This window comes from Candidatus Rickettsia mendelii (assembly GCF_057543435.1).
Genome location: NZ_BTGX01000003.1, coordinates 1 through 15,189, shown reverse-complemented (window position 1 = coordinate 15,189; position 15,189 = coordinate 1). Strand labels below are relative to the sequence as shown.

Genomic DNA, 15,189 nt, shown 5'->3' with positions numbered 1-15,189 from the left:
GTAATACCAAATGCTATTAATATTGCTTTAAGTTGCTTTCGTGAATCTTCAGCTTTTAGCCTTTTTTCTTCTTCATATTCGTCAATTTTAAATTCAGATATTGTTATTTGTTTTTCTTGTGTATTTTCCATGTTGTAACTCATAATATCATTAGTTTTTAGTAACATAGAAATCAATTTTATTATCAACTAAAAAGCACTTCTTGATTACTAAGTTGCTGCTATAACCTACATATTTTAAAAGTTTATAAGATTAGCTCTATTTTAATGATGGAGTTTAGCATCATTCTTGAGTGGAAATAGGATATATAGGATATATAAGTAATAACAGCGAGTCAATAACTTTGAATATTAGAAGGCAGAAAGGGAGAAGAACTAAGAGATGTACAGAGTATAGAGTGTGAGTTACATAGTATTTTGATTTTAAAAATATGTATTCGACAATGAAGAAATATGCCTAAGTATATGATACTTTTTGCAGAGTACATGAAAAATAAGAGCAACAAGATTATCAACATATACAAAGTGTTAGAAAGAAGTAATTTAAAAGCTTTGTGAAACTTATTTTTTTATTTATTATCATGCAACAATAATACTAGTTTCTATTCGTAATGACATGATAATATCGATATTTAGTTTGAAATGCTTATTAAATAATTTTTATTATATCTTTATTGAAAATATTTATTTTAGCACTTTGCCTTATAGCACGTTCTAAGTAAGGGGCATCATATCTAAATAATTTATTTTGCATAGCCAATTCATTAATAAAAAAGATCTAGAAATGCATGAATATTTATCAATATCAATAGGTAAATTCTGAATAGTTTCTAAATATTCTTAAATAATATACTAAATTGACCATTTTTTTATTTATAGTAAATAATATTATATTTGATCGCTATCGCTAAGTGATATTGTATATGAAGTTGATTTTGGTTAAACAAAACCAATTATATAACTATTGAGTAGTGAAGTACTAAATTTAGTTAACTCTTTCATTTCTATAATATCATGAAATTGTCCAAGTGTTTAAATTTTACAACTTGACAAAAGCTTCTTCTGCTTTATTTTGATAAATGGTACTATAAACAGCAATTTTTTTATAATAATTTTAGATATATGGGTTTTAGCTTTAAAGATTCAGATAGTTCTTATTTTTTAAACTAAGCTAGATTTAGTATACTTTTATAGTTTTAAATTAGTTTATCAATGTATTTTTACTACCTAGCTAGAGTATATAAATACTTATATTATATTTTAATTTCTTCAAATTTATTATTACTACTATTATTGGGAATATATTTCTATTATGTACAACTGTTATTTTGGAGTATAGCCTTTAATTATCATTTTATATTTACATTTATGGCACTATTTTTTTCATAAGAATAATGTACGCAAAGCAATTTTGCCGTTAATATCTTGCTTATTTATGTTAAATAGCAATATTGCTATTTAACACTACTAAATACAAAATTGGTAATTGCTTAAACCTATATATTTTAATTTTTGCTTTATTTTCTAAAAGAATACTACTTTAATAACTACACTATATAGTATATAAAAATAATAAAGTAGTGATAAAATTATGATACCTTTTCAAAGGCTTGTTTTACTATTTCATACCAACAATTTTTAGGGATATTAGATTTATTACTAAAACCGCATATAATTAGATAGTCTTTAGCTCTTGTCATTGCAACGTAAAGTAGTCGTATATATTCTTGCAAATCTTTTAGTTTTTCTGCTTCTTTTAATTTTTGCAAAAACTCTGGTGTATCGGCAGCATTAGCCGAAAAGTACATTTGCCCATTATCACTCCAAATAAATTTATTCCTACTTGTCGGTAAAGAGGTAGAATCACATAATATGACGATAGGTGCTTCAAGCCCTTTAGAGCTATGTATCGTCATTACTCTTATTTTTTCTGAATGCTCCATATCACGTTTAATTTGTATGTCATTATTTTCAAACCACGCTATGAATCCTTGTAATGAGTTATCTATATTAATTGCATAATTGCTACTTAATGTTAATAGTTCATTTATCATATCGTCACTATCATCACTATTGTAAGCATTTAAGATTTCTCTTATGTTTAAATTATTAACTAATAAAGCAAAAAAATTTTCAGCAGTTGAAACTTTATAAATCTCAATGAAGGCATTTAATTTATGGTATATCTTTTTGTGTAAAGATATATTATCCCATAGGCTAAGGTTATTTTTATTTGAGAGAAAGTCATATATTTGGTGCTCGCTTATTCCAATAATTGGAGATTTAAGCAATGCTGCAAGGTTTAAATCATCAGCAGGTAGTAAGACAAACTTAGCTATGGCAATTAAATCCATGATTAATAAATTTTTTTTGAGATCGATTCTATCACTTGCTTCAACTTTAAGTTTTGCTTTGCTAAGCTCTTTTATAAGGTTATTACTAAATTCATCTCTTTTCTGGACCAAGATCATAAAGTCTTTTTCAGATATCACATTAGCAGTGGATGGTAAAATTTCTTTGTTTGTTATTTTTGTTTTAATGAAATTTACAATTTTTTCTATGAGTAGATCAGCTGCTGATTTAGAATTTTTATAATCTTGCGGTAATGCCCAAAAAAGTTCTTCTTGTTTTTCAGAAGTTACTAAAGGCCAGACTGTTACTGAGCCTCTATGACCAAAATTATTGCTGCGAAATGATAAAATTAATGGGTTATCTGAAAGGAATAAAGTAGGGTGATCAGATTTTATATTTTTCAAAACGCTGTGAGTAAATCTTAAAATCTCGAAGCAAGATCTATATGAATATTTGAGTGTAATATTTTTAAATTTTTTGTTAGTCTTAGTAAGAATTGTTTTTAATTTTTCATTTACTAAGCTGAAATTATTTAGATCAGCACCTTGAAAACTAAAGATAGATTGCTTTTCATCACCTACTATAAAAATACTATTATCTATTTTATTTGCAACATTAAATTCGGTTATTAAAGTACTAATAATTTTCCATTGTTCATAGCTTGTATCTTGTGCTTCATCGACAAGAATATGATTTATTTCACTCTCAAACTTGTGTAGTAACCATTCATATACAGTCTCATTATTAAATAGTTTTTCGGTGTAATAAATTAAGTCATCATAATCAAGTGAATTATTTTCTTTTTTGTATAAGTCATATTTTTTTAAAATAATATAAGCAAGATTAGTAAGTAAATTAGTTTGATATTCTACCTCTTCAATGCGACGTATCTCATCTAACTTATAAACTTCTGAGGTTATTTTTTCTAATTCTAATAACAAATTAGGATGCTTTTTTTTTAGTTTGTTCGATAGAATATTTTTTCTTTTTTTCCCATCTTTAGTAAAGAAAAATTCTTGAGCCTTTATCTCTAAATCATATTCTGCAAATAAATTTTCTACAATATCATAAATATTGTTTAATGCTTTTAATGCTAGTCTTTTATTAGACTTCTTTTGAAATTTTACCTCTAGAGGTAATTTGTAAGACGATCCAATACTCGAATCTTTACGTATTTGTGTATATAATACGGATCGAGATGCAGTGTTTCTGTATGATTCCTCTCTATAAATGAGTTTGGATATAGTAGATATTTCCTCCTGAACCTGTTTATTTGTAAATAATCTCTTAAATTTAATTTTCTGCTCTATTATTTCGTTAAAAATATCTTGCAAAGTCATTTCATGAAAGCGATTAAGCAAGCTTTTTATTAAATCATTATATTCATTACTTAGGTAAATCTCGTTTCTTATATGTAAAAAAATATCTTGTAGTTTTGTTTCTTCAAGAATCTGAAATTCTGGTGTTATACCTGCTTCTAAAGGAAAAATTGTAAGAATTTTCTGACAGAAAGAATGAATCGTATGAATACTTAAGGGCTTATTACTATTTAGAAACTTATTATATAAAGTTTTTGTATTTTCTATCTCTAAGGCAAGTGGTTTGTTACCGGTCATTAAGAAGAGTTCTTCTTCTAACTTTTCTACATCACAAGAAGCAAAATATTTTAACTTATTGCTAATCCTTGAATGCATTTCTATGGCAGCAGCGTTGGTAAAAGTAAGACATAAAATATTGTCGAATTTTACTCCTTTAATCAATAAGCGTAAAAACCTATCAGTTAAAATTTTGGTTTTGCCAGTACCTGCAGATGCAGATACCCAAACAGAGTAATTCGGATCAGAAGCTTGTCTTTGTAGATTACTCATTTTATAATTAATTGTTTTTGCTATAAATTATGTAAATTATAATTAAGAAAATAGCAAGTCCAAACTAAGTTATGGCATATGCTAGATGATCGTTTTTAATTTCTGCTAGATGATTTATCGAAAGCAGTAATAAAACATCTAAACTACTTATGTATTTTCTTTCTTGGATAAGATAAAAATTCTCAAGATTTAACCTTAGAACCTTTTTTGAATCTAAAATTCACCGCATATTATTCTTAATATCGTTAGCAGGTAAGTAGTCATGAGTTTTTACAGATGGCGTATTAATACGAATAATTTCATGCTTGCTTGCTGTGTTTGCACAATAATGTTTTTATTGCGATTACTAAACCAACCTTGTGCTACTAAAACAGTTTGACATTCTAAAGTTTTAAAAGGTGTAACTTAGTAGTAACCGTATTTTTTATTTGTTGTTGAAAATCTGCCATATAAATATATGTCTTTATAAGATAGAAAATGTCTGGCGATTTTTACTTTATAGTACATTAGATTACTGTTAAGTTCATTTAAATTAATTGTTTTGGAGATAGCATTGGCGCTAAAAATAGCTTTTTAAAAAAAATATTAAGTTGCTAAAAACCTAAGGAGATAAGTATTATAAAGGTGATAAGTACAAAGAAATTTTTTTATTCATGGTTAAATTTAGGCTGGTTTTAAAGTCCTATTTAGGAACTCTTTATGTTTTTGTAGTTCTTCTTTAGTAGGTTTAATAACAATAGTAGTTCTCTTTGTTTGATTATCTAGGCGATTAGTTGTTAAATTATTTATCTTAGCAGGTTTATCAATCATACTAAAAGCTGATTGCCTACCACCTGTTAGCTCGACATAAACTTCTGCAAGTAATGCTGCATCTTTAAGTGCTCCATGAAATTGTCGTCCTGAATTATCGACTTTAAATCTTTTACACAAAGCATCAAGATTATATTTTGAACCTGGAAACATGCTTCTGGCGATAATAAGAGTATCAATTGTGTTCGATAGTTCTAAAAGCTTAATTTCTGTTCTTTTTAATAATGATAATTCGTGGTTAAGAAACTTAATATCAAAAGGAGCATTATGAATAACAAGTTTGCTATCTGCAATAAATTTCAAAAAATCATCTGCAATAGTATGAAATAGTGGTTTATCTTTTAAAAATTCACTAGAAATACCATGAATTTTATAAGCATCAAATGGCATATCTCGTTCAGGATTAATATAAAAATGAAAATGTTTTCCTGTTAATACCTTATTTATCATCTCAATTGCACCGATCTCCACAACACGGTGACCGTATTGTGGTTCAAGTCCAGTAGTCTCGGTATCTAAAATTATTTCTCTTAAGCTCGACATTCCAAATATTTTATTAGTTTAGCTATTTGTTTTTCTAATCTTAACATATTAACACCACTATTTATAGCAAAATCTGATTTTGCTTTTTTGCTCTTTTGTGATAGCTGAATTTTTTTTATTTTTTTATAAATTTCTGGATCAAATGAGGATCTAGTTATTGCTCGTTTAATTCTTATTTTTTCAGAACAATATATTGTTACGACAAAATCAAAATATTTATCAAAATGAGCTTCAAAAAGTAATGGTATTTCAGCAAAAATAAATTTGGAGTAAGCATTTTCTTTTTTAAATAAAATTAGTTTATTTATTAATAACGGATAGATAAAATTTTGTAGTTTTTCTCTAGCAATATCATTTTTATAAATTAAATTACTAATTTGCCTGAGATCAAAAGATTCAAGTTTAGGTAATAAGTTTAAGATTTGGGTTTGTAATCTCAAATCTTGATATAATTCTTTTATGCATCTATCTGCGCAAAAAGTTTTATATCCCTTACCAGCTAAATAATCTAAAATAAAAGTTTTCCCCGATGCATAGCTACCGGTAATACCTATTGCTAACATTTAGTTATAAAAATTTTATATTCATTAGCAAGTTTTATAGTTAATTCTTCTTCAGCTATAATCACGTTATTTTTCTGAATTGCTATACCTCTGTAATTATATTTAGCAAGATTTCGTATAGTATTAGGACCTATAGTTGGTATATCTAACCTATCATCTTGACCTAATTTAGGAAGCTTTATCAATACCCCGCCACAAGATTCTTTACGCAAGCTTGCACATCTCACTATTAAATTATCTGTGCCTTCGGCAGCCTCTATGCCAAGTATATAGCCATCTTCAATTATAACCGACTGAGCAACATCAAATCTGCTTAAATGATTTAATAATTTTATTCCAAGTTCTATATCTTTTGTATCTAAGTTTGAAGGATAAGCATTCATTATAATATTACTATCACATTGTTGATTTTTGTATATTTCGCTACTTGATATTACCTTAAAACCATAACTTTCAAAAAAATTTGCTATTATTTTTAACAAATTGTCATCCCCTCGAATTTTTTGTCTAATTATTTTAAGAAGTAGTAAACTACCTATTTTGTCTACAGCTAAGTTCTTAAAATTTGGTCTATTAATGCTACCGATAAAAATCAAATTTTGTATATTATGCTTTTGAAAATAATTAATAACTGCACCTACCATACCAATTTTAAAAGTGTTATGTTCAAAATTTTTAATTAAATCTATATCAGTCTCACCTTCGATTGCAGCTATATAGCAATTACCACCTTGCTTAATATAATTATTAGCTATTAAATATGGTAGAGAACCTTTGCCTGCAATAATTCCAATATTTGGTAACATAAAATAATTTGTACTTAAATTAAATATTAATTATATGTTTATTTGTAATATAAATCTAGAAAACCTTTACATTTTAATAAAATTAAGACATAATGCTTAGTGCTAATAAAGCTATAGTAATAAACGTAATTTAGAATAGAGGTTGCGGACTCGGGGGCAGTGCCCGACGCCTCCACCATAAAATAAATGTAGAGTAATTTGGGGGGCGAAATAGGATCGACGTGCTTAATAAAAAAATTGCTTTTACTCGGGATGATTCCGCCGACGGCTTTGCCTTACGGGTCAAAACAAAAGAAACGCAAACGATAATAATCGTTACGTAGGAGCTACAGCTTTAGCTGTAGCCTAATCCTACGCGGCTTTGGGGGTTTGCCGGGCAACAGAAAAACCCTCATATATATTTTATCTTTTATATTGACATGAATACTGAATATAAAAAGTTTGTTAATGAATCTATGTTAGAATTTGTGAAAAAAGTTCTAACAAAAATCCAGCATGAAAACTTGTATTGGGATCAATTAATATATATATCATATAGAACTGATAATCCTAAGGTAATTTTACCTTTAAAAGTTAAACAAGCGTATCCAGAACAGATAACAATAGTACTGCAACATCAGTTTGAAAGTTTAATAGTAAACGATACAGGCTTTTCCTTAACAGTAAGTTTTAATGGTGTTAAGGAAATAATTTATATACCTTTTGATGCACTTATTAGCTTTATTGATTCCAATAATAATTATAGCTTAACTTTTAATCAGCTGTTAAATGTACAAGAGAATTATCAAAGTGAAATGTTAAAAATAGAGAAGCAGCTTTCAGAAGCAATAGATAATGATAAAATTGATAGGACTTTATTATCTCCAAATCCGAATGTTATAATGTTGGATAAATTTCGTAATTCTTCTAAAAGTAAAACTATTAAGCCTAGATAACTCGCATATCATGGATAAGATTTCTTATCAATTACTGGGGGAATTAAAATATTGGAAAAGAACATATCAAAAGTAGTGATATATACTGATGGCGCATGTGCAGGTAATCCTGGTCCAGGAGGTTGGGGCGCTCTATTGAAATTTAATGACACTAGTAAAGAAATATTTGGATATGATTTAGATACGACTAATAACCGTATGGAAATTACTGCAGCACTTGAAGCATTAAGAAGTTTAAAAAAGTCTTGTAATGTTGAGATTTATACTGATAGTAAGTATCTTCAACAAGGAGTTAATGATTGGATTCATGATTGGATAAAGAATAACTGGTGTAAAAGCAACAATGAACTTGTTAAGAATGCTGATTTATGGCAAAATCTGTACGCAGAATTGCTTAAACATACTATTGTTTGGCAATGGGTGAAAGGGCATGCAGGTAATGTTGATAATATTATTGCTGATAGGCTTGCACAGCAGGGTAAACAAACCGCTATAGAAATTTTGAAATGTCATGCATAGATAAGTTTTTTATTACTTTTTTTCATAAAAAAGTAGGGGAAGATGAATTTTTAAATCAATATTATGAAAGTAGTGATATTGATTATTTAGGCCGTCCAAAGCGATTTGTTATTTATAAACGTGCGAATGAACCTACAGGAATTCCACCAAGCTGGCATGCTTGGTTACATCATTTAGCACATGATGTGCCAGAAAATATTAAGAGTTTTTCAAGGCAAAAAGATAGTAAAATAGCTCAAAAATCGCTGAGAATATCAAATCTTAAATATAATAGATGGCAACCATAGTTAATTATAGTATAAAAAACAATGAAACAGAATACCATTGAAACAATTGTCGGTTCTGCAGTATTAATTATTGCTTTTCTATTTTTGATTTTTGCCTATAAAATAGGTGGCTCTGTAACTAGCTCAGAAGGTTATCAAATAACTGCTAATTTTCAGAGTGCAGAAGGCATAGTAGTCGGAAGCAGTGTGATGATTTCAGGTATAAAAATCGGTAGTGTAAAGAAAATTATTTTAGACCCAAGTAGCTTTTTTGCGAATATATATCTAAATATTGATAATGATGTTAAAATACCTAAAGATTCTAAAGCGCAAGTCGTGACAAGCGGTCTATTTGGTAGTAAATATATTGCCATTATTCCAGGAAACGAGGATGAGGATTTATCACATAATGATGAAATAAGATATACTCAATCAGCCATTAATATTGAATCATTAATTAATAAAATTGTTTCTTCGTTTTGCAGTAAGTAGTGATGTTATAGTGTCCTTATATCGTTACAAATGTTAGACTTTTCGTGACTTAACTACAGTATCTCAAAAACAAACTGTGTTAGTATATGCAGATTAACACAGGTAATAAGCTTTTCTTAGCTGTAACAACGCTGTGACATACTTCATGTGGCAATCTATAAAATGGCTAGCTTTATAATATTTAAAATAGGTTGCTTTATCACAACCTATAGTTTTTTGAAATAAGACGATTTGAGTAGCCATATAATAACACTTTTCTTTATTTTCTAACGTTTTTTAATCATATAAATTTATTTCACGCTTAAAGAGTTGATAAGATGTATCATGCACTTATTAAGTAAAGTATTACTGCTTAATAAAGTGTAAATTAATGAAGGAGTAAATTATAAAAGAAGTAAATACAGGCTATGCTAAACAAAATATAGAAGATATCTATAGAAAATTTAGTTTCAATATTGCCTAATTTAAAAGGTAAATCTAGTGCTATTGCTTAAATAGCAATTGGATGATTTATAATTTGTTATAGAAAATTATAGAATAAAGGAATAGAAAAAGAGAAACATAACTGATTCATGTGAGTCAACAGTGACCACAGCATAGTCTTGCCTACGTTTTAAGTGCAGGTATTACTAGCTCTTCTTAGAAAATAGGTAATTTAATATTAAGATCTCTAAATATTTGAATTATTAAAAAGTAGAATAGAATAAGAGGAAAAATCTTATAGTAAACTATTTATCTCTTTTTAAACATTTAGGAGTGAGTTTTAATAATTATTGCTTGTGTTTGGATTCTACAGAATTTTATTTTCTTATGCATAGTGGAATAATAGTATTATTATATCTTCTATGCTTATTAAAGTTGTTAGATGTTATTTAAAATACAAAAATATTGTACTTTGCAATCTACAAATAGCAATAAGTTTATTGCCTACTAGAACCTTAGTAAAAATTTACCCATGACTATTTATCATGTTTAAAGTACTGTACTGATACTTTTAGATAGCTAATGTTAGATATAGAAAAAGGAGATAAGATAACATCAGCTTTAAAAGCATTAAGAACAGTAAAGTTCGAGTTATAGACAAACGCTGTGGTCGATAAAAATAGATTTTATAATTTATTTTCTTAAGCTCATTGAAAGCTTGGAAGTTAATACTCTGTGAGTACCAAAAACACTATACCACAAAAAGTATAAGGAGTATGATTACTCTTGCATAAACATTGCTATTGTAATCATATTCTTTCTTAACAAGGCTAAGATAGATATTTATATCATGAAAATACTAGGTCAAAGCACATTAAACTTAAAGCAATTTTAAAGGTTATTATAATCTAATTCATGTCTAAGTACTTTTGTTGTTTTCTTTAACTAAAAAGCACTGCTATATACATCGTTATGATTACTTATTCTAGTTGAAATTACTATAGTTAGATGATTCAGAGCTATTATTAGCTTTATCAGTTGTAATACTTGTATGCTCATTATGTCTTAATACACAAAAATAAAGAAATTTTAGAAGAGTATAGATATCAACAGTTAGGAATTTTAGAATTTTGTATTCTTGAACCTAACATTGAGGTACGAAAAGACTGATTACACCTTAATTATCCTGTTTAATGAACTTAAAAAATAGCAAATCGTCCTGACAACCTGGCGGAGAGAGAGGGATTCGAACCCTCGATATGGTATTACCCCATATAACGGTTTAGCAAACCGCCGCCTTCGGCCACTCGGCCACCTCTCCATTTATGGGCTTACTTTATATCAGCTAATAGGAAAAATTTCTAGAATTATTTTAGAATTTTTTAAATGTCAGTTAAAATCTAGTGCTCATGATTTTACAGAGTTGCTAGATGCAATAAAGATTTCATTATCGCTATAACAATAACAAATAGTAAGCCCTTTTAAATGTTCAGTATATACTTCTATAGTTTTAATATTTATTGTGTTTCTTCAGATATTGAAAATTGTTTGGTTATACAGTAAATAGAAGCAGTATTGTTTTCATATTTATCTCTTACCTATATCATAATTCTGATTCTTTTTTCTAGACTAAGACAATTAGAATCTGAAATTAATAATTTTACTATATAATCATTACTACTATACATACTGAATAATTCTTTACTAAGATTATCAAATAATTTTTGTTATTTAACTAAAAACTTATTCTAAGTGATAGCTTCAATATTAATAAAACTATTATATTCTTTAGGTTAATGTTTTGGATTATATCTGTGTAATGGTATCAAAGAATTTATTTTATCTAAATTTTCAACGCATATAGCTAAAACATTGTACACTAAGTAAAAGAATTTGCAAAATAAATTTGATGCATAAACTAAACGATACTTGATATGCATAATACTAGCTAGTTATTTAGTTTTCTAATATCACTTGCTAGATTAATCTAAATATTCTAATTCTTTTTCTGTATAGTATATATTAATATTAAAATCTTCAAAGTTACATTGCATTATTTTTCAATATTGCGTAATTATATAAATTTTCGATTTATATATCTTTAAAATTACTCCATAACATATTTTTTATTGCTTTTACCGTATTTTAGTTTAGGTAATCAAGATGGATATTATTAAATAAAAATTCGCATGTTCTATTTTCTTTAATATATGCTTGTATAGAACCTATTGATCTACCTTATAATGAAGGTATTGTTTTATTAAAAATAATATAAAAAAGCTGCAGACAAATTCAAAAGAGTTTTTTACCAACATCCAGGTAATGAAATGATACAGCAAGCAGAATTGATGCAAGCTTATTCTATTTCCTGCTGTTCAATATGGAGAAGCATGCGATGTACTTGATAGGTTTATTAATTTATATCCTGTAAATATCAACATTGTTTAAAAAATTAAGATTAATTGCCATATTATTTAAGTAATTTTGAAAAATTTTATCAATTAGGAGTTGATAAAAAATCTTGTAATTCTTGTAAATTACCTATATTACTTAACTTAAATGGATGATTAATTTTTTGTAGCATGTTTGTCAGCACGTTTCCCACACCTATTTCTACTATATGAGTAACTTCTAACTTATTAAATAGCTCTATGGTTTCACGCCATCTAACTCTTTCATATATTTGGGAAATTAAATTTTGTTTGATTTCTATAGGATCTAAAACTGGTTTTGCAGTACAATTCTGAATTACCGGAACTAGTGGCTTACTAATTACTGTGTTATCAAGAGCTATTTGCATCTTGCTTTCCACAGGTTTCATTAAGCTACAGTGGAAAGGGGCACTTACTTTTAGCTTTATTGCTTTATAGCCTAAATCTTTAATTACATTAATAGCATAATTGATAGCGTTTACTTTGCCGCTAATAACTATTTGTCCTTCAATATTATCATTAGCTATTTGGCATAGATCTATTTTATTAACTTCTTCTAGTATTTCTTCCACTTTTTGCAGTGGTATATTGATACAAGCTGCCATAGCGCCAACGCCTTCAGGACATGCTTTTTGCATTGAGCTGCTACGCACATGCAATAACTTTGCTGTATCTTGTAGGCTAATGCTTCCAGCTGTACAAAGGGCGCTATATTCGCCTAAAGAATGACCAGCAATATAATCACAAAGTTCACTGATGCTTTTATTAGTTTCAGATTTTAGGGTATTTATTATTGCCATAGACACAGCCATTAATGCTGGTTGTGCATTGATTGTTAATGTAAGTGCTTCAGAAGGACCATTAAAAACTATATCAGTGAGTTTTCTGTCTAGTACCTCATCAATTATTTGAAACGTTTCTTTAGCAGGTTTAAAATTATCGTAAAAATCTTTCCCCATACCGATCATTTGTGATCCCTGCCCGGGGAAGATAAAGGCTATTTTCATAATTTTTGAGTATTAATTATTATTAATAAATATTAAGAAAGTTTTTTGAAAGAGTCAAATTATTTTTAATATTGAACATAACTTTTTCAATTATTACATTAAATAAGAAATTTGCAAAAATCTTAACCATTATTAGTTTTATATAACTTAATCATTTCCAACTAAATTATATAGTATATAGATAAGTAAAATTAATGCATAGAGATAATACATGAAGTTACAAGAGAAGTTTAAAGAATTAAAATGCATTGCTTCTAGTTAGTTCATAGCTTACTGCGTTTAAAAAATTATTTAGTGCATAGGAGTGAGAAAGTGAAATTTTTAATATTGAATATAAGATTCCAGATAAATAAAGTTTTGAATGTAAGAAGGTAGTATCTTTAACAAGAGTTTAAGATGAATACAATAGGTATAAATCAAAGATATTAAAAATTAATAATGAATGAGGAATTAGGTGAGAATGTATTAGAAATGTTATTGAAACGAGCTTGGGAGAGGAACGATAGTAATCTTATGGAGAGTGAGAGGGATATTGCAAAACAAGGAAAAACTTTTAGAATTTTATATTAAATTTTTCAAAAGATCCTAGAGAATATATAGATTACTTTTGAGTAGAAGAAAAAAATAGTAGATATGCTAATGTTGATTCTTATAGAAATATTATTGATAAAAAGGCACTAGTTGAACAATTTCAGAGTTTAAAACAAGGTTATTTTTATTGTAAAGATTATAATTATGAATCAATAGAACAAAATACTGAGGAACTAAACTAATATATAGAATTGCCTTATTAGGTCAGGTAAATGATTTTCATAGTGATTGTGATCATACCTAATTAATATTAAAAATCTTTTATAACGGATATAAAGCCATATGAAATGGTAATAAACAGCGTATTGAAGATATAAATAATTATTATATTTCTTTATTTATTACGCTTATTACTTTAATGTCATTTATTAAAAAAATTATAAGAAATAACACAGCAATAAAACTATCATGAGCTATTTTAGCGTTATATAGAGATTTAATACTTGCTATTACTTGGTTATTAAATTTGGAGTATAATTTATTTGATCTACAAAGCATTGATAAAATAATAATATGTCTAGAGAAAAAATATAATAAACTGTTTATAGAGCAATTATTGTACAAAATTTAGAAGAGTATAAAGTACTTGGCTGTGTAACCAAATATCAATTAATAATATTATGCTTTTATAATTATTTTTACTTTTATTATCGTAATATTAGATAACACTAACTTATTAAGTCTGAGAGGGAAATAAATTTTGCTACTAATAAAGGGTATTAACTAAATCTTGTCAAACCAATGTTTGACCAATCCAATATATTGACACATTGTACTAATAAATATTTTTATCTTCCTCATTGTAGTCGTTATTTCTAGAATTGTAAAATATAAAAAATCTTGAAAGAGAAAAGTTTAAGTTTATTAAGCTTGATTTAGATAAAAATTTTCTTCATAATTATTTAAACAAAAGCTTTAAAGCTTCTTAATAAAACATGCTGGTTCAGCACTATCACAAATAAATAATAAGTAGAATTATAGTTAGAACTATAAGAATCTTTTTAACAAGCTAATGAGTTGTCAGTAATAATATTTCAGCGTAAATACCTTGAGCTTTCATATTCATCAGATTTTAAATAATGTTATTTAAATTTAATGTGCATATGCTTTCAGTTTTTCATATATTTCTTTTCTAATTTTAGTTAATCGATAGTTCTAATGTAGGTTAGGTTTTTTTCGATGTTAATTGTTTTGCGATATGAATATTCAATAGATAGCTTTCAAAGCTTGATTTAAGAAACTCTTAGCCGCATTAGTATTACTTATTAGAGTAGTACAAGCAGAAGTAAATAAAATTGATAGCATCTCCATTCTTATCTAAAATTCTATATAGATATTCTTACTTACCTCTTAACTTTAAACATATGTTTTATCAATCCTCCAACTAAATTCTAAATTTAGGTTTCCAGTACCATCTAAGCCTATCTAAGATCTTCAAAGCATGATATTGAACCCATATAATATTCTTATACTTTAACACTCTGTTAATAATCTCTTCTTATTCTCTATAAATGATACCATGTTTATAATACCACCCCACTACCCATATGATTTATTGTACTTACAAATGACAGCGCTTGAAA

General features: G+C 27.2%; 10 protein-coding genes, 1 tRNA gene, 1 other RNA gene and 2 pseudogenes. 7 read left to right on the top strand and 7 right to left on the bottom strand.

From position 1 onward, the window contains the following. Positions 1-1,588 precede the first annotated feature (1,588 nt). The 5 genes and pseudogenes from AC27F4_RS00420 to AC27F4_RS00400 form a co-directional block, all read right to left on the bottom strand. Complete coding sequence (locus AC27F4_RS00420; protein WP_487061000.1) at positions 1,589-4,219, bottom strand: UvrD-helicase domain-containing protein; 2,631 nt, start codon at positions 4,217-4,219, stop codon at positions 1,589-1,591. Positions 4,220-4,286: 67 nt separating this feature from the next. After that, a pseudogene (locus AC27F4_RS00415) lies at positions 4,287-4,848 on the bottom strand (SURF1 family cytochrome oxidase biogenesis protein); the annotation flags it as partial. Positions 4,849-4,882: 34 nt separating this feature from the next. Further along, positions 4,883-5,572 (bottom strand): DNA polymerase III subunit epsilon, encoded by a 690-nt coding sequence (dnaQ, locus tag AC27F4_RS00410; RefSeq protein WP_487060998.1) that lies wholly within the window; start codon positions 5,570-5,572, stop codon positions 4,883-4,885. After that, on the bottom strand, positions 5,560-6,135 hold the full coding sequence (coaE, locus tag AC27F4_RS00405) for a dephospho-CoA kinase (RefSeq protein ID WP_487060996.1): 576 nt from the start codon (positions 6,133-6,135) through the stop codon (positions 5,560-5,562). Before coaE ends, dnaQ begins: the two co-directional genes overlap by 13 nt. Then, positions 6,129-6,941: an LpxI family protein gene (locus tag AC27F4_RS00400; RefSeq protein WP_487060994.1), complete on the bottom strand. Its 813-nt coding sequence runs from the start codon at positions 6,939-6,941 to the stop codon at positions 6,129-6,131. Before AC27F4_RS00400 ends, coaE begins: the two co-directional genes overlap by 7 nt. A 61-nt stretch (positions 6,942-7,002) precedes the next feature. Between AC27F4_RS00400 and ssrA the strand changes: the two genes are divergently transcribed. The 5 genes from ssrA (at position 7,003) to mlaD (ending at position 9,153) form a co-directional block, all read left to right on the top strand. Further along, positions 7,003-7,335, top strand: a transfer-messenger RNA (tmRNA) gene (gene ssrA, locus AC27F4_RS00395). Between the two features lie 25 nt (positions 7,336-7,360). Beyond that, positions 7,361-7,876: a ClpXP protease specificity-enhancing factor SspB gene (locus tag AC27F4_RS00390; RefSeq protein WP_487060992.1), complete on the top strand. Its 516-nt coding sequence runs from the start codon at positions 7,361-7,363 to the stop codon at positions 7,874-7,876. A 51-nt stretch (positions 7,877-7,927) separates the two neighbouring features. Then, a complete protein-coding gene (gene rnhA, locus AC27F4_RS00385; protein ID WP_487060990.1) occupies positions 7,928-8,395 on the top strand; it encodes a ribonuclease HI in 468 nt (155 codons plus the stop codon). Further along, entirely contained in the window at positions 8,383-8,682 is a 300-nt protein-coding gene (locus AC27F4_RS00380) for an NADH-ubiquinone oxidoreductase subunit NDUFA12 family protein (protein WP_487060989.1), read from the top strand. Before rnhA ends, AC27F4_RS00380 begins: the two co-directional genes overlap by 13 nt. 21 nt (positions 8,683-8,703) lie before the next feature. Beyond that, on the top strand, positions 8,704-9,153 hold the full coding sequence (gene mlaD / locus AC27F4_RS00375) for an outer membrane lipid asymmetry maintenance protein MlaD (protein ID WP_487060987.1): 450 nt from the start codon (positions 8,704-8,706) through the stop codon (positions 9,151-9,153). A gap of 1,651 nt (positions 9,154-10,804) precedes the next feature. Here the strand turns inward: mlaD and AC27F4_RS00370 are convergent. Further along, positions 10,805-10,897 (bottom strand) — tRNA-Ser (locus AC27F4_RS00370). Positions 10,898-11,800: 903 nt separating this feature from the next. On the opposite strand from AC27F4_RS00370, the pseudogene bamD reads away from it, so the two are divergent. Continuing rightward, positions 11,801-12,018: pseudogene (gene bamD / locus AC27F4_RS00365) on the top strand (outer membrane protein assembly factor BamD); the annotation flags it as partial. Positions 12,019-12,073: 55 nt separating this feature from the next. Here bamD and fabD read toward each other — a convergent pair. Then, the gene (gene fabD, locus AC27F4_RS00360) at positions 12,074-13,015 is read right to left on the bottom strand and encodes an ACP S-malonyltransferase (protein ID WP_487060985.1); all 942 of its coding nucleotides are present in this window, start codon (positions 13,013-13,015) and stop codon (positions 12,074-12,076) included. A 438-nt stretch (positions 13,016-13,453) separates the two neighbouring features. On the opposite strand from fabD, the gene AC27F4_RS00355 reads away from it, so the two are divergent. Next, on the top strand, positions 13,454-13,585 hold the full coding sequence (locus tag AC27F4_RS00355) for a hypothetical protein (protein WP_487060983.1): 132 nt from the start codon (positions 13,454-13,456) through the stop codon (positions 13,583-13,585). Positions 13,586-15,189 lie beyond the last annotated feature (1,604 nt).

Bases quoted from the DNA above. Each gene is read 5' to 3' on its own strand.
- AC27F4_RS00380 (WP_487060989.1), top strand. From the start codon at position 8,383: ATGTCATGCATAGATAAGTTTTTTATTACTTTTTTTCATAAAAAAGTA.
- dnaQ (WP_487060998.1), bottom strand. From the start codon at position 5,572: ATGTCGAGCTTAAGAGAAATAATTTTAGATACCGAGACTACTGGACTT.
- mlaD (WP_487060987.1), top strand. From the start codon at position 8,704: ATGAAACAGAATACCATTGAAACAATTGTCGGTTCTGCAGTATTAATT.
- AC27F4_RS00400 (WP_487060994.1), bottom strand. From the start codon at position 6,941: ATGTTACCAAATATTGGAATTATTGCAGGCAAAGGTTCTCTACCATAT.
- AC27F4_RS00355 (WP_487060983.1), top strand. From the start codon at position 13,454: ATGAATGAGGAATTAGGTGAGAATGTATTAGAAATGTTATTGAAACGA.
- AC27F4_RS00390 (WP_487060992.1), top strand. From the start codon at position 7,361: ATGAATACTGAATATAAAAAGTTTGTTAATGAATCTATGTTAGAATTT.
- AC27F4_RS00420 (WP_487061000.1), bottom strand. From the start codon at position 4,219: ATGAGTAATCTACAAAGACAAGCTTCTGATCCGAATTACTCTGTTTGG.
- coaE (WP_487060996.1), bottom strand. From the start codon at position 6,135: ATGTTAGCAATAGGTATTACCGGTAGCTATGCATCGGGGAAAACTTTT.
- fabD (WP_487060985.1), bottom strand. From the start codon at position 13,015: ATGAAAATAGCCTTTATCTTCCCCGGGCAGGGATCACAAATGATCGGT.